27 protein-coding genes and 1 pseudogene are annotated in these 20,313 nt (G+C 36.7%); 21 read left to right on the top strand and 7 right to left on the bottom strand.

Going from position 1 to position 20,313, the window contains the following annotated elements:
- Positions 1 to 56: 56 nt before the first annotated feature.
- Complete coding sequence (locus NQZ71_RS13365; RefSeq protein WP_375545205.1) at positions 57 to 233, bottom strand: tunnelling fold family protein; 177 nt, start codon at positions 231 to 233, stop codon at positions 57 to 59.
- 354 nt (positions 234 to 587) lie between these two features.
- Here NQZ71_RS13365 and NQZ71_RS13360 point away from each other — a divergent pair, with 354 nt between their 5' ends.
- Genes NQZ71_RS13360 through NQZ71_RS13350 form a run of 3 tightly spaced genes read left to right on the top strand, consistent with a single transcriptional unit; the run spans position 588 to position 4,204 of the window.
- Positions 588 to 2,918 carry a xanthine dehydrogenase family protein molybdopterin-binding subunit gene (locus NQZ71_RS13360; RefSeq protein WP_260054008.1) on the top strand — a complete coding sequence of 777 codons (2,331 nt, stop codon included), beginning with the start codon at positions 588 to 590 and terminating at the stop codon, positions 2,916 to 2,918.
- Positions 2,908 to 3,732 carry an FAD binding domain-containing protein gene (locus NQZ71_RS13355; protein WP_144454789.1) on the top strand — a complete coding sequence of 275 codons (825 nt, stop codon included), beginning with the start codon at positions 2,908 to 2,910 and terminating at the stop codon, positions 3,730 to 3,732. Before NQZ71_RS13360 ends, NQZ71_RS13355 begins: the two co-directional genes overlap by 11 nt.
- 1 nt (position 3,733) lies before the next feature.
- Positions 3,734 to 4,204, top strand: a complete 471-nt coding sequence (locus NQZ71_RS13350) for a (2Fe-2S)-binding protein (RefSeq protein ID WP_260054007.1) — start codon at positions 3,734 to 3,736, stop codon at positions 4,202 to 4,204.
- 29 nt (positions 4,205 to 4,233) lie between these two features.
- Here the strand turns inward: NQZ71_RS13350 and lepB are convergent, their stop codons facing one another.
- Positions 4,234 to 4,776 carry a signal peptidase I gene (lepB, locus tag NQZ71_RS13345; protein ID WP_144454791.1) on the bottom strand — a complete coding sequence of 181 codons (543 nt, stop codon included), beginning with the start codon at positions 4,774 to 4,776 and terminating at the stop codon, positions 4,234 to 4,236.
- A 102-nt stretch (positions 4,777 to 4,878) separates the two neighbouring features.
- On the opposite strand from lepB, the gene NQZ71_RS13340 reads away from it, so the two are divergent.
- Positions 4,879 to 5,505, top strand: a complete 627-nt coding sequence (locus NQZ71_RS13340; RefSeq protein WP_144454792.1) for an NUDIX hydrolase — start codon at positions 4,879 to 4,881, stop codon at positions 5,503 to 5,505.
- Between the two features lie 30 nt (positions 5,506 to 5,535).
- Here the strand turns inward: NQZ71_RS13340 and NQZ71_RS13335 are convergent, their stop codons facing one another.
- The 3 genes from NQZ71_RS13335 to NQZ71_RS13325 form a co-directional block, all read right to left on the bottom strand.
- Entirely contained in the window at positions 5,536 to 6,174 is a 639-nt protein-coding gene (locus NQZ71_RS13335; protein ID WP_186304031.1) for a histidine phosphatase family protein, read from the bottom strand.
- 164 nt (positions 6,175 to 6,338) lie between these two features.
- A complete protein-coding gene (locus NQZ71_RS13330; protein ID WP_260054005.1) occupies positions 6,339 to 6,506 on the bottom strand; it encodes a DUF4021 domain-containing protein in 168 nt (55 codons plus the stop codon).
- Positions 6,507 to 6,560: 54 nt separating this feature from the next.
- On the bottom strand, positions 6,561 to 7,142 hold the full coding sequence (locus tag NQZ71_RS13325; RefSeq protein WP_186304032.1) for a CBO0543 family protein: 582 nt from the start codon (positions 7,140 to 7,142) through the stop codon (positions 6,561 to 6,563).
- Positions 7,143 to 7,365: 223 nt separating this feature from the next.
- Here NQZ71_RS13325 and NQZ71_RS13320 point away from each other — a divergent pair, with 223 nt between their 5' ends.
- The 4 genes and pseudogenes from NQZ71_RS13320 to NQZ71_RS13305 all read left to right on the top strand — a co-directional run bounded on the left by NQZ71_RS13320 (position 7,366) and on the right by NQZ71_RS13305 (position 9,381).
- Positions 7,366 to 7,497, top strand: a complete 132-nt coding sequence (locus NQZ71_RS13320) for a hypothetical protein (protein WP_259347222.1) — start codon at positions 7,366 to 7,368, stop codon at positions 7,495 to 7,497.
- An 85-nt stretch (positions 7,498 to 7,582) separates the two neighbouring features.
- A pseudogene (locus NQZ71_RS13315) lies at positions 7,583 to 8,002 on the top strand (cell wall hydrolase).
- A gap of 132 nt (positions 8,003 to 8,134) precedes the next feature.
- Positions 8,135 to 8,611, top strand: coding sequence for a YbaK/EbsC family protein (locus NQZ71_RS13310; protein WP_275005378.1), 477 nt, complete (start codon positions 8,135 to 8,137; stop codon positions 8,609 to 8,611).
- Positions 8,608 to 9,381, top strand: a complete 774-nt coding sequence (locus NQZ71_RS13305) for a nucleotidyltransferase domain-containing protein (protein WP_317010826.1) — start codon at positions 8,608 to 8,610, stop codon at positions 9,379 to 9,381. The genes NQZ71_RS13310 and NQZ71_RS13305 overlap by 4 nt, the downstream gene beginning before the upstream one ends.
- 451 nt (positions 9,382 to 9,832) lie before the next feature.
- Here the strand turns inward: NQZ71_RS13305 and lexA are convergent, their stop codons facing one another.
- A complete protein-coding gene (gene lexA, locus NQZ71_RS13300; protein WP_127741360.1) occupies positions 9,833 to 10,453 on the bottom strand; it encodes a transcriptional repressor LexA in 621 nt (206 codons plus the stop codon).
- A 157-nt stretch (positions 10,454 to 10,610) separates the two neighbouring features.
- Between lexA and yneA the strand changes: the two genes are divergently transcribed.
- The 8 genes from yneA to NQZ71_RS13260 all read left to right on the top strand — a co-directional run bounded on the left by yneA (position 10,611) and on the right by NQZ71_RS13260 (position 17,404).
- A complete protein-coding gene (gene yneA / locus NQZ71_RS13295; RefSeq protein ID WP_260054003.1) occupies positions 10,611 to 10,925 on the top strand; it encodes a cell division suppressor protein YneA in 315 nt (104 codons plus the stop codon).
- An 80-nt stretch (positions 10,926 to 11,005) separates the two neighbouring features.
- Positions 11,006 to 11,671: a YneB family resolvase-like protein gene (locus tag NQZ71_RS13290; RefSeq protein WP_317010825.1), complete on the top strand. Its 666-nt coding sequence runs from the start codon at positions 11,006 to 11,008 to the stop codon at positions 11,669 to 11,671.
- Between the two features lie 110 nt (positions 11,672 to 11,781).
- A complete protein-coding gene (locus NQZ71_RS13285) occupies positions 11,782 to 12,015 on the top strand; it encodes a DUF896 domain-containing protein (protein ID WP_127741354.1) in 234 nt (77 codons plus the stop codon).
- Between the two features lie 428 nt (positions 12,016 to 12,443).
- Positions 12,444 to 14,453 (top strand): transketolase, encoded by a 2,010-nt coding sequence (gene tkt, locus NQZ71_RS13280; protein ID WP_127741352.1) that lies wholly within the window; start codon positions 12,444 to 12,446, stop codon positions 14,451 to 14,453.
- Between the two features lie 176 nt (positions 14,454 to 14,629).
- Positions 14,630 to 15,073: a sporulation inhibitor of replication protein SirA gene (sirA, locus tag NQZ71_RS13275; protein ID WP_144454798.1), complete on the top strand. Its 444-nt coding sequence runs from the start codon at positions 14,630 to 14,632 to the stop codon at positions 15,071 to 15,073.
- 87 nt (positions 15,074 to 15,160) lie between these two features.
- Positions 15,161 to 15,379 carry a YneF family protein gene (locus tag NQZ71_RS13270; RefSeq protein WP_127741347.1) on the top strand — a complete coding sequence of 73 codons (219 nt, stop codon included), beginning with the start codon at positions 15,161 to 15,163 and terminating at the stop codon, positions 15,377 to 15,379.
- 195 nt (positions 15,380 to 15,574) lie between these two features.
- Positions 15,575 to 16,486, top strand: coding sequence for a tyrosine-type recombinase/integrase (locus NQZ71_RS13265; protein WP_317010824.1), 912 nt, complete (start codon positions 15,575 to 15,577; stop codon positions 16,484 to 16,486).
- A gap of 165 nt (positions 16,487 to 16,651) precedes the next feature.
- Positions 16,652 to 17,404: a hypothetical protein gene (locus tag NQZ71_RS13260; RefSeq protein WP_317010823.1), complete on the top strand. Its 753-nt coding sequence runs from the start codon at positions 16,652 to 16,654 to the stop codon at positions 17,402 to 17,404.
- A 14-nt stretch (positions 17,405 to 17,418) separates the two neighbouring features.
- Here the strand turns inward: NQZ71_RS13260 and NQZ71_RS13255 are convergent, their stop codons facing one another.
- Positions 17,419 to 17,676 (bottom strand): helix-turn-helix domain-containing protein, encoded by a 258-nt coding sequence (locus NQZ71_RS13255; protein WP_317010822.1) that lies wholly within the window; start codon positions 17,674 to 17,676, stop codon positions 17,419 to 17,421.
- Between the two features lie 147 nt (positions 17,677 to 17,823).
- On the opposite strand from NQZ71_RS13255, the gene NQZ71_RS13250 reads away from it, so the two are divergent.
- The 5 genes from NQZ71_RS13250 to NQZ71_RS13230 all read left to right on the top strand — a co-directional run bounded on the left by NQZ71_RS13250 (position 17,824) and on the right by NQZ71_RS13230 (position 19,789).
- Positions 17,824 to 18,189: a hypothetical protein gene (locus tag NQZ71_RS13250; RefSeq protein ID WP_317010821.1), complete on the top strand. Its 366-nt coding sequence runs from the start codon at positions 17,824 to 17,826 to the stop codon at positions 18,187 to 18,189.
- A 59-nt stretch (positions 18,190 to 18,248) separates the two neighbouring features.
- Entirely contained in the window at positions 18,249 to 18,488 is a 240-nt protein-coding gene (locus NQZ71_RS13245; protein ID WP_317010820.1) for a hypothetical protein, read from the top strand.
- A gap of 478 nt (positions 18,489 to 18,966) precedes the next feature.
- Positions 18,967 to 19,260, top strand: a complete 294-nt coding sequence (locus NQZ71_RS13240) for a hypothetical protein (RefSeq protein ID WP_317010819.1) — start codon at positions 18,967 to 18,969, stop codon at positions 19,258 to 19,260.
- A complete protein-coding gene (locus NQZ71_RS13235; RefSeq protein ID WP_317010818.1) occupies positions 19,251 to 19,565 on the top strand; it encodes a hypothetical protein in 315 nt (104 codons plus the stop codon). The genes NQZ71_RS13240 and NQZ71_RS13235 overlap by 10 nt, the downstream gene beginning before the upstream one ends.
- 29 nt (positions 19,566 to 19,594) lie before the next feature.
- Positions 19,595 to 19,789 carry a hypothetical protein gene (locus NQZ71_RS13230; protein ID WP_317010817.1) on the top strand — a complete coding sequence of 65 codons (195 nt, stop codon included), beginning with the start codon at positions 19,595 to 19,597 and terminating at the stop codon, positions 19,787 to 19,789.
- Positions 19,790 to 20,313 lie beyond the last annotated feature (524 nt).

Raw genomic sequence — 20,313 nt, 5'->3', positions numbered from 1 at the left:
CCTTCCTTCCCTGAGTTCACGAGGTTTAAGCGACAGTGTCTCCACTGAAGTGTGCCCTATTGACACAAGCTGGTAAATTCTGGACAGTTAAATTTAACAAAATAATCTCTGTTCACATGCAAGTTGTCAACAGACTCCAATATTTCTGGATTGTACTCATATAGGTAGGTTGTTCCTTGGTTCCCGAGCAATGTTAAATCCTCAAGACCTTCTTCGTGTTTTCTGCCTGACATTTTAATCTCTCCATTTCATTTGATCGTTACATATGAGAATAGCAATCTATAGATATGGCTGTTTTTTTACAAAATAAAAAGCCACATCCTGATTTATGGACATGGCAGTTGTTCACCTGTATCCATAGTTTTTTATAGAGGGTATCTGCTATGAACCTCTTAGCTTTGTTAAGCTATCATGTACAGCCATATATTATAGCAAAATCACACTAACGTCAATATTAACCACTGATAGACTCGATGGCTAAAAATCATTGGCTTTTGCATTAATTTTTTTAGAATATTGTTCATATACATAAAAGACTAGAACAACGAAAATCGGATTATCTGTTTTCTCGGAGGAGGTTTTTGTACTTGCATATTATTGGGAAAAGCGTTGTGCGGAAGGAGTCAAAAAGCAAGGTAACAGGCTATGCCCACTATACTGCTGATACGACTACAGGGGAAGCGCTATTTGTGAGGCTTGTTAAAAGCAAGCATGCACATGCAAATATTCTTCGGATTGATGAAACAAAAGCGCTGCACCAAAAAGGAGTGCGGGCAGTAGTCCTTGGCAAAGGCTTGCCATATGTTGGGGAGGAGGTTCGGGATAGACCCCCAATAGCACATACAAAGGTCCGCTACATTGGCGAGATAGTCGCACTGATTGTTGCTGATTCTTATGATGCTGCCCAAACTGCTGAAGAGCTGCTTGTAATAGAGTATGAGGTGCTGCCTGTCGTTAACTCACCAATACAGGCAATGCAAAAGGACGCTCCTTTATTACATGAGCGGATAAATGAATATGATAAGGACCCAGGAATTTATCCGATAACAGGAACAAATATCATCAACAAAACCAAGATTCGAAAAGGTAATATGGAAAAAGGCTGGTCAGAATCTACTGTGATTGTGGACGCAGCATACTTTCTGCCAATAGCAGACCATAGTGCAATGGAAACAAGAAGTGCTACTTGTGAAATAATGCCTGACGGTGAGGTGCTGATAACAACAAGCTCACAGGCACCATTTATGGTGAAAAAAATTCTGAGCAGAGACTTTCATATCCCTACAGGCAAGATCATTGTCAAAACACCGTTTGTTGGTGGAGGCTATGGCGGCAAAGCTTCTGTACAGCTAGAGATATTTGCTTATCTTGCAAGTAAGGCAGTTGGCGGAAGGCTTGTAAAAATAGTCAATACAAGAGAAGACGACCTCCTTGTGTCACCAGTCCATATCGGTCTAAATGCAAACGTTAAGCTTGGTTGTTCCTCCGACGGCAAATTAACGGCTGCTGAGCTGGAATATATTTTTGATGGAGGTGCATATGCAGATAAATCTCCGCATTTGACTACAGCAGGAGCAGTTGACTGCACAGGACCGTATAAATTAGAAAATTTATTTTGCGACAGCTTATGCGTGTACACGAATCATCCATATGCAGCACCATTTCGCGGCTTCAGCCATGGAGAGGTTCATTTTGCCTTTGAACGAACGATGGATATGATGGCAAAAAAACTGAATATGGACCCACTTCATTTTAGACAAATAAATGCAATCCATCCAGGTGACCAAACACCGACAAGAGTTGTTTTAAATAAAAGCAATGTTGGCAATGTGGAAGCATGTATAAACAAGCTGAGGCCACTGTTTGACTGGGAAAAGGGTATGGTCGAAAGAATTGGAGAGCATGTGCTAAGAGTAAAAGGCGTCAGCTGCAGCTGGAAGAATTCAACGATTGGTCCAGATGCCGGTTCAGGCGTTGTGCTAACATTTAATTCTGATGGAAGCATCAATCTTATGTCTGGTTTGGTCGAGATTGGAACTGGTACAAAAACAGTGCTTGCGCAAATACTAGCTGAAAAGATGAAAATGGATATCCATGATATTCATGTACGCATGACAGTGGATACACAAACAGAGCCAGAGCACTGGAAGACAGTCGCAAGCAGGGGAACATTAATGGCGGGAAGAGCCGTGCTTGATGCTGCAGACGATGCCATTAACCAGATAAAGTCCCTTGGTTCTACTGTGATGCGAGTCCCTGTTGATGATCTTGAAGTTGGCTATAAACGGGTGTATTTACGTGATGATCCTGCTAGCTTTTTGCCATTTAAGGATATTGTTTATGGTTATGTGTATCCGAATGGGAACGCAATCGGCGGGCAGATTGTTGCAAGAGGCAAATATATACTGAGAGGCCTAACTAATCTTGACCCGGAAACAGGTGAAGGTAATCCAGGCCCTGAATGGGCTGTTGGGGCACATGGGATAGAGGTGGATTTCAATACGAAAGATTTTACCTACAGGATAAGAAAAGCTATAACTGTTATGGATATTGGCGAAATATTGAATTATAAGGCAGCAGTAGGACAAGTGAAAGGAGCAATGAGCATGGGGCTGTCATGGGCTGCAAGGGAGGGTTTTTACTTTGATGAAAACGGAAAAGTCCTTAATCATCAGCTGCGGACATATCGACCGATTCGATTTGGAGAACATCCTGAATACATCGCTGATTTTGTCAAAACACCTCATTTAGAAGCTCCATATGGTGCGAGAGGTGCTGGTGAGCATGGGCTTATTGGAATACCTGCCGCCTTGGCTAATGCATTATCACTAGCAGCAGAGGTAGAGTTAACACGACTGCCGTTGATTCCCGAAGAAATTTGGAGAAGCAAAAAGGAGTTAGACAAACATGATTTATGAGTATTATAAACCAACTCGTTTGCTTGAGGCGACAGAGCTTTTTAGATCAAAGCAGGTTGAAGGAGGAAAGCCGCTGTATTTTGGTGGAGGGACGGAAATCATCACCCTTTTTCGTCTCCAGGAAATCAGCCTGGACACTGCTATTGATATAAAGGCTATCGATGCAGTCAGAATACATGATATGGTTGAAGGCTATTTTGCGATTGGTGCTGCAGTTACGCTTACAGAGATTCAGACAAAAAATCAGTTCCCCCTGTTAACAGAGGTGGCAAAAGAAGTGGCTGACAGGACAGCACGAAACAAGATTACGCTCGGCGGAAATATATGCGGAAATATCTTTTACAGGGAAGCTGTCCTTCCGCTTCTTCTATCAGACAGTCTCATTGTCACAGCAAGAGGAAAGGACATCAACATGAACCAGCTAACCTCGAAGTTTAATGAAAAAATGCTTTTGGATGATGGGGAGATTTTTGTCCAGGCATTCATTGAGGAAAAATATTTGCATGCTCCATATATAGCCCGAAAGAAAAGACAGCAATGGGATACAGGGTATCCACTTATAACAGCTGCAGCTTTAAAAATAGACAATCACATTCGGTTAGCCTTTAGCGGATTATGCGCCTTCCCATTCCGCTCCAAACAAATGGAGGCTGTGTTAAATGAAACAGGTTTAAGTGAAGAGGAAAAGCTAAACAGGGCAATTGCTGCAGTGCCTGGTGAAATCCTTGATGACGTGGAAGGTTCAAAGGAGTACCGCCTATTTGTATTAAGGAATTTGCTCGAGGAAATTTTAGTGAGCTTGGAGAGGGTGTAGCATGCATATACCAGCAAAAAAAACGCAGATAAAGCTGTTTGTAAATGGGGAAGAAAAACAAGTGGCTGTTATCCCAAACAAAATCTTGCTGATGGTTTTACGGGAAGATTTGCATTTAACAGGGAGCAAGCCAGGCTGTTTAAACGGTGATTGTGGTGCGTGTACTGTCCTTGTTGACAATGAACCGATGAAATCATGCTTAATGCTTGCGGTTGAGGCTATTGATAAGGAAGTTGTTACCGTTGAAGGCTTGTTTGAAGCGCCGATACAAAAAGCCTTTATCGAGCAGTTTGCCTTCCAATGCGGCTACTGCACGCCAGGGTTTATTATTAATGCACATGCATTAACAAAGATTCCAAACGCAGATAAAGAAATGATTCGTGAATGGCTGTCCTCCAATATTTGCAGGTGCACGAGCTATGAAGAAATTGAGCATGCCGTACTTGAAGCGATGGGGAAATTGAATAAGTAAAAAGGGAAGGGCAAACCTCTTCCCTTTATTTATGGAAGTCCAATTTCATTAAGTGGATAAATGCGTAAAACAACTTTGCCGATAACAGAGTTTTTGTTTATGAAACCAAATATTCTGCTGTCTTTACTGTATAAACGGTTATCACCTAAAACAAACAAACTGTCCTTTGGAACAGTTGTTTTACCTGTACGCTCCCAAAGCGTAAAGTCGCCAGTGAGCTTAGGAGTAGAAGCTTCTTTTTTGTTTTCTGTTAAATAAGGCTCTTTGTAGGCTTTGCCATTCACATACAATATGTCATCCGTAACAGAAATCGTATCACCTGGAAGTCCAATCACTCTTTTTATGTAATTATTATCGCTGTCTGGTGCATGAAATACAATCATATCAAAGCGTTGAATATCGGCAATTTTGCTGAGAATGATTTTGTTGCCATCCTCAAAAGTTGGAGACATGCTATTACCATGTACAACACTCGGGGAAAATAGGTAATTTCTGCATATAAGAACAAGAATAAAGGCAAAAACAATGCATTTCAGTACAGAATACATTTCTTGTTTCCAGCTTTTTTTCATAGAAGACCTCCTAGTTATTTACTACTTATATTCTATCTAGTAAATAAATGGAAATCAATGATATAATAGATGCAAAAAGTATGAAGATTGGAAGAGTATGTAATGGAAGATGAACTGTTAAAAGTATTTGATGCACAATTTAATCCTATTGGAAAAGCACCGAGAACAAAAATCCATGTAGAAGGCCTTTGGCATGAAACAGTTCATTTCTGGTTAATGACAAAAATGAACGGCAATCATTATGTGTTTCTACAAAAACGAAGCAAAAGTAAAAGGGATTATCCAGCTCTCCTTGATATAACTGCAGCAGGCCATTTATTGGCAACAGAAACATCAACTGACGGGATAAGAGAGCTGCAGGAAGAATTGGGGCTTCCTTCGATTGAGATGGACAAGCTGTACAAGCTTGGAATCGTGAAGAACATAATCCATACAAATAAGTTAGTAGACAATGAGTTTAGTCATATTTATTTGTATATAGTGAATGAAGATATTTCTTTTCGTTTGCAGGAAGAGGAAGTATCTGACATCGTTGTATCAGAGTTTACTGCCTTTTATCCATTTTGTATGGCAGAAAGGGATGAATTAGTCATTTATCCTTGGCGAGACGGTATTGTATATTGCGACGAAGAAACACAAGTTGGAAAAAACAGCTTTGTTCCGCATGAGGAGGCTTACTTTAAGAAAGTAGCAGAATTATTAAAACAGCAATTAGAAAACCTCGAATAGGCCAGCAAATAAATGCTGGCCTATAAGTAGTTAATTGGCAGATGAAAGCAATTCCATACCTTTATCCCGGAATGAGGGATCTGCTGCCATTTCGACTGTAATTTTACCATTTTCATAGGAAATAACTGAAACACAGCAATTATCATGATGTGGAAATGTTTCCATTTTTGCAAGGGACATGATCAAGTAACCGATTGTGACACCATGCGAAAAAATCAGTATGTTTCCGCCGCTCTCCTTATGGGTGGCGATTATTTCATCGACAGCTGCCTTTGTTCTTGTTAATAAATCGGTGAAAGACTCTCCTTTTGGAACTTTAAAATCAATATCAGACATGGAAAAGATTTTTTCTAATATATTTCCATGCTCTGAGATGATTTCTTCCTGTAACAATGATTCCAATACACCAAAATTCATTTCCTTTAATCGAGCATCTGTTTTAATTGGCAGTGCTTTTTCGCCTAGTGCGAATTTAGCAGTATCCTGCACCCGTTGACTTTCACTCGCATAAACCGCTTCAAAGTCGATGGAAGCAAGACCTGCACCAACAGCTTTTGCTTGCTGTACCCCTCTATCAGTGAGTGGTGAATCACAAAATCCCTGCATTCTTTTTTCAATATTGTATTGAGTTTCTCCATGACGGACAAAGTAAAGTTTTAATTTAGACATGTAATACATATGCTCCTATTCATTTTAATTCTTAGAAAAAACGTTTCCCTCTTACTATTCTTTATAAGTCAGTATAAACCCTTCTAAATGCGAAAGAAAAGGGATAGAAAAAAACAAGAGTCCCTATGTCAATGACAAGAACTCCTGTTTCTTTCGTATTATTGTTATTTATTCTCTTTTTGGTGCAAGTCATCCTCTTCCTGGGTTTCGAGCATGCCCCATAATCCGTTGATTTCTTGTTCATCCAAATCTACACCTAATGCTGCCTGCTGCGCTGCCAGTTTCTTCGTTAATTCTTCTTTTTGATTTTGATTTTGTTTATTGTTTTCCAAGCGTAATCACCTCCCATATAAGATGCCACGGAAAAAGTGAATATATGCACTTAACTATGTGGTGTCCTTTAAGCTGTGCAATAATCCAAGCTTAATCCCTTTAAATATTACTCTTAATACAATGCCTAGTAGGATGAAGCCAATAAAGGAATAAGAATGTTTCCAATAGTCACCAAGCACAAACATTTTCCATTCCACAAATAACGGTTCAAAAATAAAAGAAAACAATGCCGCCCAAAGGATTGTGCCAATAATAAAGGTCTGCCACTTATTTGTATATTGATATACGAGCATGGCAGTAATTGGAATCATGACCAGATCAGCAGGAATTAATGGAGGAATCCATGGTAGAAGCTTATCAGGATAGCTCCAAAGCAGCATTTCTGTGCCGATAATATCCAAAACGATCGAAAAACAGCCGCAAAGTAGCCCGTATGTAAAAATTTCGTAAAACCGCTTTTTATTAACTAGTTTCCACCAAATGAAATAAGGAATTATGGTTGCACCGACAAGAATCCACCACTGTATGGAGAATAAATCATAATAAAGCCAATGATTGATAGTCAGTTCGACGAGATGCTTTTTCGCTTCCATAATTTCTGAAGATGTCGCCATACCTTGAATAAGGAATATCATGTTCACTCACCATTCGTATAGTTTAGTAAGTCAGATGCTCATTATCGTTCATAGTAAATGAAAGCCTGAATTTAGCTTGATAAGCGTTACAACAGACATTTTCTTTGAGATTTTATTATTATTGCACTCTTTCCATAAATTATTAATAACTTGAAGAATTTAGATTAGTCGCATAGAGGAAAATACAATTGGAAAAGATATGCAAAAAAAGAGGAGTGAGAAAATGAAAAAAGAGAAACGAAAACAAATGATGACTTATTTACAAGGCGCTTTTTTTATTATGTTTATGGGATCAATCATCATTCTTAGCTATGTTATTGGCTTTAAAGACTTTAAGGAGGTTCTTGGATTGTAAGGATACTACAATGCCCAAGTAATCTCACTTGGCTGTTATGGAATGAGTTTCCTCCTAATTTGACGAGATATAGGAGGTGGGTGTCTTGATGGTAGTAAAAGCAACATCAGCAAAATTGGATTTGTTGGCAAGACTGCTCCGTGGCGAAGCAGAAGGAAAGTGGAGCAAGAGATGCGAAGGGTAGGCAACGATGGAATCAATCGAATAAGATCTAATTGCTCTGATTTCAAAGGTTTGCGCACTATTTCTGAAATGGTCTACCAACCACATGGATATGAGTTTTATCAAAGGGCTAGAGAAAGTGAGTGCAGACTTGCTTGGAGAGCGTTAAAAGTGAAAGGATTTGGCCGGCAAAATTAGTCTTTGGTATTTTCGTTCGACTGGAGATTGTCCGCAAACTTTGTATAATCATATTCAGCCCAATGTTGGCAGATTAAAGCTCCACTCCTTTTATGAGTCAACAAGAAAAGAATCTGAAAATATCTACAATGTATTTAAATCATAAAGAAATAGGCAAAGGTCGGAGCTGAAGTACGCTGCGCCCTTTTTTATTATATAAGTTTGTTGTTTGAAAATAAGGGGGAGAGGATGGTATATTTGAATTAATTGATAAATGAAAATATTTTGGAGGCTTAATATGTCATTAGAAAATGTCGTTACACACTTTGCCAAATGGGAAAAGGAAAAAGACATTATGGAATTTGCAACATCAAGTGCGACGGTCCTCGAGGCAGCGGACACTTTACAGGTGGAGCCTGCAAGAATCGCAAAAACATTGTCATTCCGCAAGGGCGAGGAAGGAGTTCTGATTGTTACGGCAGGAGACGCTAAAATAGATAATAAGAAATTTAAAACGATATTTGAAGAAAAGCCGCGCATGCTTTCGGCAGAGGAAGTATATGAGAAAACCGGTCATATGGTTGGCGGTGTTTGCCCATTTGGATTGACTACAGAGATGAACGTTTATCTTGATGAATCATTAAAGCGGTTTGTAACTGTGTTCCCTGCATGCGGCAGCAGTAATTCAGCAATAGAGCTAACATGTGAGGAATTATATGAATATGGAAACGGAAAAGCATGGGTGGACGTCTGCAAGGGATGGCAAGACATATGAACGATATGATTATATCTAAACTAAAGGAGATTGAACGCAACCACACTGTTAAAATTCTCTATGCAATAGAGGCAGGCAGCCGTTCACAAGGTGTATCGACTCCTGATAGTGATTTTGATGTCCGATTCATCTATATGCATGAAAAGGATTGGTATTTGTCACTGGATCAGAAGAAAGACACAATAGAACTGCAGGAAGACAAGCTTGATATTAGCGGCTGGGAGCTTGCCAAAGCTTTAAGGCTATTACGGAAATCAAATATTTCTCTGTCAGAGTGGCTGCAGTCAAAGATTGTTTATCAGGAAGTGCCGAATTTTGCTCAAGAGCTACTGCAATTATATAAATCTGCTTTTAATGCTAAAACTGCGTTTTATCATCATCTGCAGCTCGCGAAAAAAAATTGGCTAGCGTATGAACGCAAACAAAAAAATCCTAAAATTTATTATTACTCCTTGAAATCCATTCTTGCGTGCAACTGGATTTACCAGTGGAAACAAATGCCGCCAAATGATATCCTGCAACTGGTAGAAAATGCTGATATTCCTGCAGAACTGCTCATGGAAGTAAACCTTCTGATAAAGCAAAAAAAGAGCGGGACGAATCAAGATCTTGAATTAAATAATCTCAGGAAATTTATGGATGATGAGTTAGTTCAGCTTCAAAGTGTTGGTCATGGCATGTCTATTAGTATATCTAATGAGAGAGAAATCACGCTTTCATTAGATAGCTTCTTTAGAAAAATGCTCAATCTCTATGATTGCCAGCAGTAATACAATGAAATAGGCGACAGTCCATTTACATTTTTGGAGTAAAGGACTGTCGCCTATAATACTTTATTATTTCCCTGTACACGGAGGTACACCATTTTTGTTTTTTATTGGCAAACCTAATCTTTAGAATGGATTAATCTTTTTTATTATTTGTACGTGGGAAATGGTCGAGAGGATCTGTTAACTTACTGCAAATATGCAGGAAGGACAGATAGCAACAGAAGGATATCGGACAATATCATCTTTTTAATCTTAGGGTTTTCACAGTATAAATATTCGCTGTTCAGATGCTGCAGCTCGTTAATGAACATCCTGTACTCTAAATCATGCATTGCATCACCTTTTATTATTTTGTTAGTATAAATTTACCCTGAATTTATCAAGCTAAACGCTATTATAAGCAAGACTTAATCATAAAAAAAACTGTCGATTGTAGAATCGACAGTTTTTTTTATTGTATATGACGGTAAACACCAATAACTTTTCCTAGTATGCTTACATGGCGCAGGATAATTGGCTCCATTGTGGAGTTTTCAGGCTGTAAACGAATGGAATCTCTTTCTTTGAAGAACCGCTTGACTGTCGCTTCATCATCTTCTGTCATTGCAACAACAATATCCCCATTGTTAGCGGAATTTTGTTGTCTTACGATAACGTAGTCACCATCAAGGATTCCGGCTTCAATCATACTTTCTCCCATTATTTCAAGCATGAATACTTGTTCATCACTTGGAGCGAGCCTTTCAGGAAGCGGAAAATACTCTTCTACATTTTCAATGGCAGTAATCGGCAAACCTGCAGTAACTTTACCGACAACAGGAACATTAATAATGTTGTATTTTGGTATACTGTTTTCTTCCAAATCTAGTATTTCAATCGCCCGTGGTTTTGTTGGGTCTCTTCTAATTAACCCTTTGCTTTCAAGCCTTGCCAAGTGCCCGTGAACAGTGGAGCTGGACGCAAGCCCAACAGCTTCCGCTATTTCTCTTACAGATGGCGGATAGCCTTTGAGGCGGACTTCTTCTTTTATGTATTCCAATATATCTAGTTGTCTTTTAGATAGCTTTTGCATTGTATGCACCTCGACTATATTTTCTTAAAGCTAGTATAACATGGAATAATTAGTGATACAAACATAAGTTCTGATTTTTTTTGTTGACACGAAACATCTGTTCGTATTAAAATGCGGATATAAGCGAACGTATATTCTAAATAAAGGGTGGTTCACAATGGTCGAAAAAATTTGGAGAAAACATTCATATTCTATCATTCTAATAATATTAAGCTTCATGACATGCTTGGTGATTGCTTTAAAATCCGGTCATGAGGATACACAAAAATACATTAAAGTCACAGTTAGCCAAGGAGATTCTTTATGGGAAATTTCCAATCAATACGAAAATTTATACAGCATGCCAAAAGAAGAATTCATGAGTTGGGTCGAAAAGCATAATGATATTTCCCGAAATCAGATTCAAACAGGACAGGAGATTGTCATTCCTGTGCTGATGGAAAGGCAGAACACAATGCTTGCGGCAGACTAAAAGCGGTTGAGAAATTTTTATGTTAATATTTATGACAGAGACAAGCCTCTTGTCAGATAATAGTATATGGTGGTTATGAAATGGACGTTGTAATATATTGCAGAGTATCAACAGATAAAGAGGAGCAGGCAACCTCACTTGTAAGACAAGAAGAAGAACTCCTGCAATTGGCAAAAGATAAAGGTTTTCGGGTATGTACTATCATTAAAGAGCAAGCGAGCGGTTTTGACTTGGAGAGAGATGGACTTTTAGAGCTTCTTGAAGTCATTAAAGAAAAGCATATTTCAGCTGTATTAATACAGGATGAAACTAGGCTTGGTAGAGGTAATGCGAAAATAGCAATACTTCATTGTATTCTTAGAGAAAATGTAAAGCTGTATAGCATATCCCACTCTGGTAAGCTTCTCTTGTCAGATGCTGACTCAATGGTATTACAAATCGTTAGTCTAGTCGAAGAATATCAAAGGAAAATACATAATATTAAGATAAAAAGAGGGATGAACAGAGCGATTGAAAAAGGCTACAATCCTGCAGAAAACTTAAGGAACCAAGGCGTCCACTCTGGCAGAAGTCGATTGGAGGTTCCTGTTGAGGAAGTAGTGAAGCTAAAACAAAACGGGTTAACTTTTTCTGAGATAGCATCAACACTTCGTGGGTTAGGTTATGAGTTTTCTAAAGCGACTGTCCATCGCAGATATAAGGAATACATGGAGGAAAATGAAGTTGCTTCCATGGAAGACGAATAAAATGTAAAGAATGAGCGTTTATGTTATAATAGTTACTTCATGATAAGATAGATTCTGTCCCATATAAACACGGTAGTATCAAAAAAAATGGGTGGAAAAGGAGAAAAACAATGATAACAAATGAACAGCTTAATCGTATAAATGAATTAGCAAAGAAGAAAAAAGAACAAGGTTTAACGGAAACGGAAGCAAAAGAACAAACAAAATTACGTGCAGAATATTTAAAGTCATTCCGTTCTTCCATGTTAAACACACTTGAAAATGTTAAGATTTATGATCCAAATGGGGACGATGTTACTCCTCAAAAAATTAAGGACATTCAAGAAAAGAAAAAGCTTCATTAAAAAATCATGGCAAATGAATTGCCATGATTTTTTTTATACAGTAATTTGCTGTAAAGGAATTTGGTATGAAAACATTTTTAGAGTTACATAAAGACTGGATTTAGATACTGCTATAAATGAATATACACCTAGTATAAAAGCTGAACTTGATAATGACTTATAGGCTAATTTTTATGGTGGGAATAACTTAAAATCAAAAATATTACTATCATTATAATAAATTTATAAGCATTTTTAGTGAAATTGGATAAGCTATTATAGGAAAATTGCTAAGAATAGTGCATTAATTAATGATAGCGGTATTTTTTTTTGTTCGAAATGGGTTTATACTATAAAAGTCAGACATCTTATAATCTAATGAGTTGTGTTATAAAGCCGAGACATTTATTATAAGTATGTACGATTTATAAATGAGAGGATGTTAGTGAATGACAGAAACAATTGATAACTTATCTATTAGTTCAATTCGCACATTAGCGATTGATAGTATCGAAAAAGCTAATTCCGGCCATCCAGGAATGCCAATGGGGGCAGCTCCGATGGCATATAAATTATGGACTTCTTTCATGAACCATAATCCAAAAAATCCAACTTGGTTTAACCGCGATCGTTTTGTTCTTTCTGCAGGACACGGTTCTGCATTGCTATACAGCTTGCTGCATTTATCCGGTTATGATTTATCAATCGAAGACTTGAAGCAATTCCGTCAATGGGGAAGTAAAACACCTGGCCATCCTGAGTACAAGCATACAGCTGGTGTTGATGCAACGACTGGACCACTTGGTCAAGGTATCGCTATGGCTGTTGGTATGGCATTGGCTGAAAGACATTTGGCAGCTACTTATAACAGAGACTCTTATCAAGTTGTAGACCACTTTACATACGGCATTTGCGGTGATGGCGATTTAATGGAAGGTGTTTCTGCAGAAGCAGCTTCTCTAGCAGCACACTTAAAGTTAGGCAGATTAGTTGTTCTTTATGATTCTAATGATATCTCATTAGACGGAGATTTGGACAAGTCCTTCTCTGAAAGTGTTGAGCAACGCTTTAAGTCATACGGATGGCAATACTTGCGTGTAGAAGATGGAAACGATCTGCAAGCATTGACTTCTGCTTTAGAGGAAGCAAAATCAGACGAAAACCATCCAACACTTATTGAAGTAAAAACAGTGATCGGATACGGTTCACCAAACAAATCGGGTAAATCTGCTTCACATGGTGCTCCACTTGGTGCAGATGAAATCAAACTTACGAAAGAAGCATACAAATGGACTTTCGAAGAAGATTTCTATGTTCCTGAAGAGGTTTATGAGCATTTCAAAGCAACAATTGCTGATAATGGAGCCAAGAAAGAACAAGAATGGACAGATCTTCTTGCACAGTATGAAAACGAATACCCTGAACTGGCTAAGCAATTCAAGCTTGCAATTTCAGACGAGCTGCCAGAAGGCTGGGATAAAGATATTCCTGTTTATGAAGAAGGCAAAAGCCTTGCAAGCCGTGCATCTTCTGGTGAAGTGCTAAACGGTATCGCTAAAAACCTTCCTTCATTCATTGGCGGTTCTGCTGACTTGGCAGGAAGCAACAACACAATGATTAAAGGTGAGAAAGACTTTACTCCTGAAAATTATGAAGGCAGAAACATCTGGTTCGGTGTAAGGGAATTCGCAATGGGTGCTGCAATGAACGGTATTGCGCTACATGGCGGTTTAAGAATATTTGGAGGAACGTTCTTCGTATTCTCTGATTACCTGAAACCAGCAATCAGACTTGCAGCAATTATGGGATTGCCTGTAACTTATGTATTTACACATGATAGCATCGCGGTTGGTGAGGACGGTCCTACACATGAGCCTGTTGAACAGCTTGCTGGATTGCGTGCAATGCCAAATCTTTCTGTAATCCGTCCAGCAGACGGAAACGAGACAGCTGCAGCATGGAAGCTTTCTTTAGAATCTACTGACAAACCAACAGCATTAGTTTTGACTCGTCAAAACTTGCCAACTATTAAAGGAACTGACACTAACGCATACGAAGGCGTTTCTAAAGGTGCATATGTAATCTCACCTGCAAGTAAAGAAACTCCTGATGCACTTCTTTTAGCAGCTGGATCAGAGGTTGGCCTAGCAGTTGAAGCACAAAAAGCATTAGAAACAGAAGGAATCTCTGTATCAGTTGTCAGCATGCCATCATGGGATCGCTTCGAACAACAGTCAGCTGAATACAAAAACAGCGTTATTCCAAAATCAGTGAAAAAACGTCTTGCACTTGAGATGGGTAGCTCACTTGGATGGCATCGATATGCTGGAGATGAAGGTGAAGTATTAGGAATTGATACTTTCGGCGCTTCTGCACCAGGAAACAAAATCTTGGAAGAGTATGGCTTCACAGTAAGCAATGTAGTTGCACGCTTGAAAGCTGTGTTGGATAACAACTAATTTCTGCATAAAAGAGAAGAGCTGACGGCTCTTCTCTTTTTGATTGCTTAACAATATTCCAATAAATGAAGGATTCGACAAAACTAGTCTGTTTTTTTAACAGCTTGAGACACAACTTGTACATTTGCTTCCTTATAATAGAAGAAAAGATGCAAATAGGCGGGTGTGCAAAGAGTATGAGAAAATATTATTTGTATTTAATAAAAGAGGATATTGCTGCAGATTATCATGGGAAAGAAAGAATGTTTTACAAATTATTTTCTGAGCATACTAAAACAGACGATTCCTTGCTTAAAGTGGAGACAGAAAAACAAATAGACTTTATCACACTTCCTATATCAGTTTGGAAAATTCAAAAGCTGCTTTTTAACGATTTACAGAAAATTAAAAGCTTTAAGCAGCAGGACAACCATACTTATTACATAGAAAATGGAAACTTAAGCAGTGCCCAGTTGAGCTTAACGTCAAAATACATAATAATTGAAGCAGAAGGGTATTATGATGCTGAGTCAATTTTCTTTGAAATATTAAGGAAAAACGAACCGTCCTTTTTGGCGATAGACATCGAAAATGCGCGATTTGGATGGCTAAAGCCAATAAAAGAAAGAAATTTGATATGAACATGAGAAATTAACGGACAAATATTGTATAATATTCTTTGGTCTAGTACACTAAGTAATAGACAACATGAAGGAGGAAAAGAAATTATGCTATGGCTTTATATTCTAATTGGTGTTTTGGCATTGATTGCTGGACTAGCTATTGGGTTCTTCATCGCACGTAGATACATGATGACTTACTTGAAGAACAACCCACCAATTAACGAGCAAATGCTTAAAATGATGATGATGCAAATGGGAATGAAACCATCCCAAAAGAAAATCAATCAAATGATGGCTGCTATGAACAAACAACAAGGCAAATAAACCTTTGTGGTTGTAGGTTCTACGCTGTTACATAGCGTTTAATAGATAAAGGTTTCCATAAAATGCCTTGTTGAGTGAATCTTTCATCTAGAATTTGCATCGCAGTTGGTTTAACCTTCTGGTGTAACTTTCATCAAACTAATTTAAAACCACTTTTCCTGTGAAAACTTAACCATGGGGAAGGTGGTTTTTTCATTGGAATTTGAAGATGTATTAAACGAGTATTTATATCATTGTGAAGCAAAGGGTTTTACTCCTAAAACCATGAAAAATAAACGTCAAGAGTACAAACAACTAAAACAGTACCTAAATGAAAAGCGTGGAATTGATCAATTAGAAAACATAACAGTATTTGATTTAAAGTCATATGTACGATTAAAACAGAAGGATGGATTAAAGCCACAGAGTATAGTGTCTATGTTTAAAATGGTCTCAGCTTTCTTTAGTTGGTGTGAAAAAGAAGGGTACATAAAGGAGAACATAGCGAAGAAAGTCGATACTCCTAAAGTGCCTAAAAAGTTAATACAAGGATTTTCTGTAGCTGAAGTTCAAGCAATGATCGATGCTTATAGCTATAAGAACTATCTCGAAACGAGAAATAAGGCAATAGTGGCTATGCTTGCAGATTGTGGTTTGAGATCAATCGAGATACGTGGATTATTAAGCAAAAATGTAAATGGTATTACTATTTTGGTCAATGGAAAAGGGAATAAAGAGAGAAATGTTTTCATATCACCAGCACTGAAAAGGATTTTAATTAAGTACGAAAGGTTTAAACGGGAATATTTCCAGGATAAGTTGTCATCAGATCATTATTTTTTATCATACACAGGGACAAGCCTTTCTCATGTAGCTTTAGATAACATCATAAAAGAAGCTGGTAGACGAGCGAAAATAAAAAATGAAAGTGTAAGAGTTAGTCCACATACTTTAAGACATTTCTTCGCTGTTCAAACTCTGACAAAAGGTAATCTTGATCTTCATTCATTAAGTTTGCTGCTTGGTCACAGTGAAGTATCAACTACACAACGTTATTTAGCTTCAATGAGTCATGAGCAATTACAAATTAAAGCTATATCAAGTAGCCCGTTAATGAATATGAGATAAAACAAAATAAAAAAAGATCCAACTACTGCGAATAGTTAGATCTTGGCGTGTTCCGAAGAAACACTTATTAGGTATCTTTATTGTATGTTATTTCCTTAAAAAAATCAAGGACAAGCATACGTTTCTTTGGTCATGCCTTCAAATAAAAATTGGAGGTTATTTGTCATGCAACAAGGTAATATTGATCAATTTAAACATTTATCACAATTTAGAGATATTAAGGATTTTAATAATAATATAGAACAATGGATGTTGGATATAAAAGAGAAATTCACCAAATCAGAATTAATCGGACTTAAACGTCTTATCCGTTTCTGTGCTCGTGTAGCTGGTGTTAGTAATGCAAAAATAGCTACGGTTACAAAGGCTACACATGAATTAGATCAGTATGCTATTAGCCGCTCCACATTCAAGCGTATGGTGATTAAAGCAGCATCAATTGGCTTATTAGTTGTACACGAAACAGAGCGTAAAAATGGATCTCAATCAAGCAATGTATACGTGTTTAACCGTTTTGAACCACTTAAACAGGAACAATTGACCTGCCATGAAACTAACAATTATCAAACTAACAATATTTTAACAGATAATATACGTACAGAAGAACTTGTTCGTAATGAACCTAAAGTTATTTCTAATTTCGTAGCTGAAAACTTTGCTGACTATGCATCTTATTTCTTTACACCAAGTCAAATCAGCGAATTATATCGAATTGCATACATACACCATAGAACTTCACAATTATCCACTGTGCATTTTCATATGGCTTCACTGGAAGCTTTGAAAGTGCTTATAGCTAAGATTAAAAGAAGTCGCAATAACATACAGTCAATCAATGGATTCTTTAATGGAATCGTGAAACGAATATTCCTGAAGTACAAGCTTAATTCACTGTTTGACTATGTATTTGAGCAATAAAAAAAGCAGAGTTACTAATTCTCTGCTGGAGTTTCTTCTTTATCAATTAGTACAAGCAACTCAGATAATTCAACCTTCAGGACTTCACACAATATCCCTATGGAGTCTCTTTGATATTGCATTGTTGTGTCATGGTATAGCCTTCTAATTGTTTCAAATTTAACTCTGGGTTTTTCATCGCCAGGGAACAAAGTCATTGCTTCAAGTTGTCTTAGCGTAATTCCTTTAGAATCAATTATTTTTTTGAGATTAGATTTAACTCTCTTTGTCATTACATTTCCCCTTACTAACTTCTTTTTTTTAAAATTATAGCAAAAAATTTACAAAATGACTACAAAAAGTAGTTGACTACGAAATGTAGTATAGGGTATTATAAGGTTACAGAAACAACGAAACGTAGTCAAAAGGAGCTGATAGTCATGGCAGAGGTTATAAAGCTAATTGTAGACGTTTCAGTACAGCGAGAAGATAAATCATTTTTTGATATAGGAGGTTGGATAGTAAAAGGATATAATTTTAACGAAGAAAATTGCTTATACATTTGCGAAAACGAACTCCATTTCACAAAACAACTTGCAGAACCTATCGGAGAGTATTACAAAGTTGGTGAAAATTACAACCTTGGAAAGATTCCAGATGATCTTGAGGACGAAGAAGAGTTCATAAATAACATGGCACTCAAGTTAAATGAGCCAATATTCAAATGGATCAATTCACCAGCGATAGATAAACAACTTAGAGACACAGATAATTTGTACCTTACAGAAGATGTCAAAGGTAAGTAATAAAAGGGTAAACAAGTCGTTCGCCCCTAACAAATTAAAATTTAAGGGAGAGATACATAATGAAAAACTACTTAAACAATATTCAATCATTTGAAGGATTAAACACTGATGAGCTGTACGTTTGGGGATTAGAGCTAGAAGAAATGAAGATGGCTTTTTATTCTGAGCTTGAAGAAATCGAAAGTGACGAAGAATTCCAACAGGAAGAATCATTTCTTAATAAATTATTTGCTCGCTTAAATAAACTGTTATCCTCAGCAATAGAAGCATCTTCAATTAAAGAAGAAGGGCTTGTATAATGGGATACTTATTCTTTGCAATGATAATGTTGGTACTAATTCCACTTATCGGGCTAGGGTTCAAAAAGTTTTTAGGAGTTTCAATGGATTGAAGATTAAAAATAAATAAATCTGAAAAATCTATTGCTAAAATTAGTAAAACAATTTAAGATGGTTACACAGAACACTTATTAAACGAGTAATAGACATACCGAATTTGGGATGCCTTAAATAAGTGTATACTTTTTTGGTTTTTAAAAAATGTTCTTATAATTTATTTGGTTCGTTTTCTATAGAAACATACCAATTTTTGATTTCTACAAAATCGGTATCTTTTGTATAAGACTAATATACAGTGTTCAGAATGTGATGTCAACAAAAAATAACGATAGAATAGGAATTCCATCGCCTTTTTGGAAACGGATTACCATTTGGATGAGGTAATAAGATCAGTTAATGGTTTAGGGGAAATAAATTACTATATTGGGAGGTTCGACTTTTGCTATTAGCTGAAAAGATGAATTGTTATGAAGAGTTAAAACATCTGAAGTTGTTAGAAATAATAAGAACTGAGTTTATCTTTAAGCATGAAGAAAAGTATATTGAGTTTTTACACGGTGTATTAACAGATAAGAAATTTGAAAATGAATATGAAGAATTAATTTCAGATTTAAAATATGCGATTTATGATGAAATAAATTACTTTACGGTATCACATGAGCAAATAATTAAGGAAATAGCCGATTTTGTATTTACCAAACCAATTTCTAAGGAGGAACTAAAATGGATCTAGTTAATTTAATTGAAGCTAAAGCAAATAAACAATCAGTTAGTCAAAGAAAAAAAGCATATTATATTGTTAGTGAACTGGTAGCTTCAAATGAGGAGAGACTTCAAATTTACATAAGAGAAATGCCGCAGTATCAGGTTTGCTTCATTGTAGAAACGATGGTCTACAAAATATTGAGTGAAGCATTTGATCAGTATACTGGTGAAGATTTTAAATACATAATTGCACAAGGCTTTATTTTTGAGTTGAAGAATCTATTGGTTGAAGGGTTAATGAAGGTTGCAGAATTAACACCAGTTTATCAATAAAAATAAATTAATTTAAGGAGGTGAGAATTATGACTAAGTCCGATTTCTTTTTCTGTTACAACAAGCGTTTATTCACTTACATTCGCCAGGTGAAGAATATTCCATACATAACTATAGGTATTAATCCATCTAACAAAAAGCTATATTCAATGTTTATTAAGAGTATAGACTTACAAAAGGCAATTGATGATTATAAACAGTACGAGAAACTTGATAAAGTTTAAATTTACCGATTATTAAAAGGTTATTATATAGGCGTTTTTGTTCACATCTTATTACATTTTATCCAAAGGGTACACATTATCTGCAATCAGCTTGATATTTTGGTTTATTGGGTACGCATTTCAATTACAACAAACATGATATTTTTCTCAAATTTGGGATATACAGCGTTTAAATAAAAATAACCTATAAACGTTATTGTATAAGGGTTTGTTGCTGAATTGGAGAAAATCAGCCATGATATTTTGTTGAAAGGGTACACTCTTAAGCTACAAGAAATGATACAAAATCCCTCTAAATGGGATAGATATTAATAAATTAATAACTAAATAGATAAATAAGATAATATATTCTCCCAACGAAAAAGTGAATCGTTGGGAGGGAAAATTGGAGATGATACTTCTAATATGAAATTTAATTATACAGTCAGCTCCGTTAAGATTAAGTCAAATTGGTTTGACCTACTTGATAGGAAGCAAAATACATACCAAAAGTTAACGTATAAGGGTTTGAATCTATACTTCCA

It is taken from the genome of Niallia taxi, assembly GCF_032818155.1.
GTDB classification, from domain to species: domain Bacteria; phylum Bacillota; class Bacilli; order Bacillales; family Cytobacillaceae; genus Niallia; species Niallia taxi_A.
The sequence above is the reverse complement of the archived record's forward strand: the minus strand, read 5'-3'. Positions and strand labels throughout refer to the sequence as shown.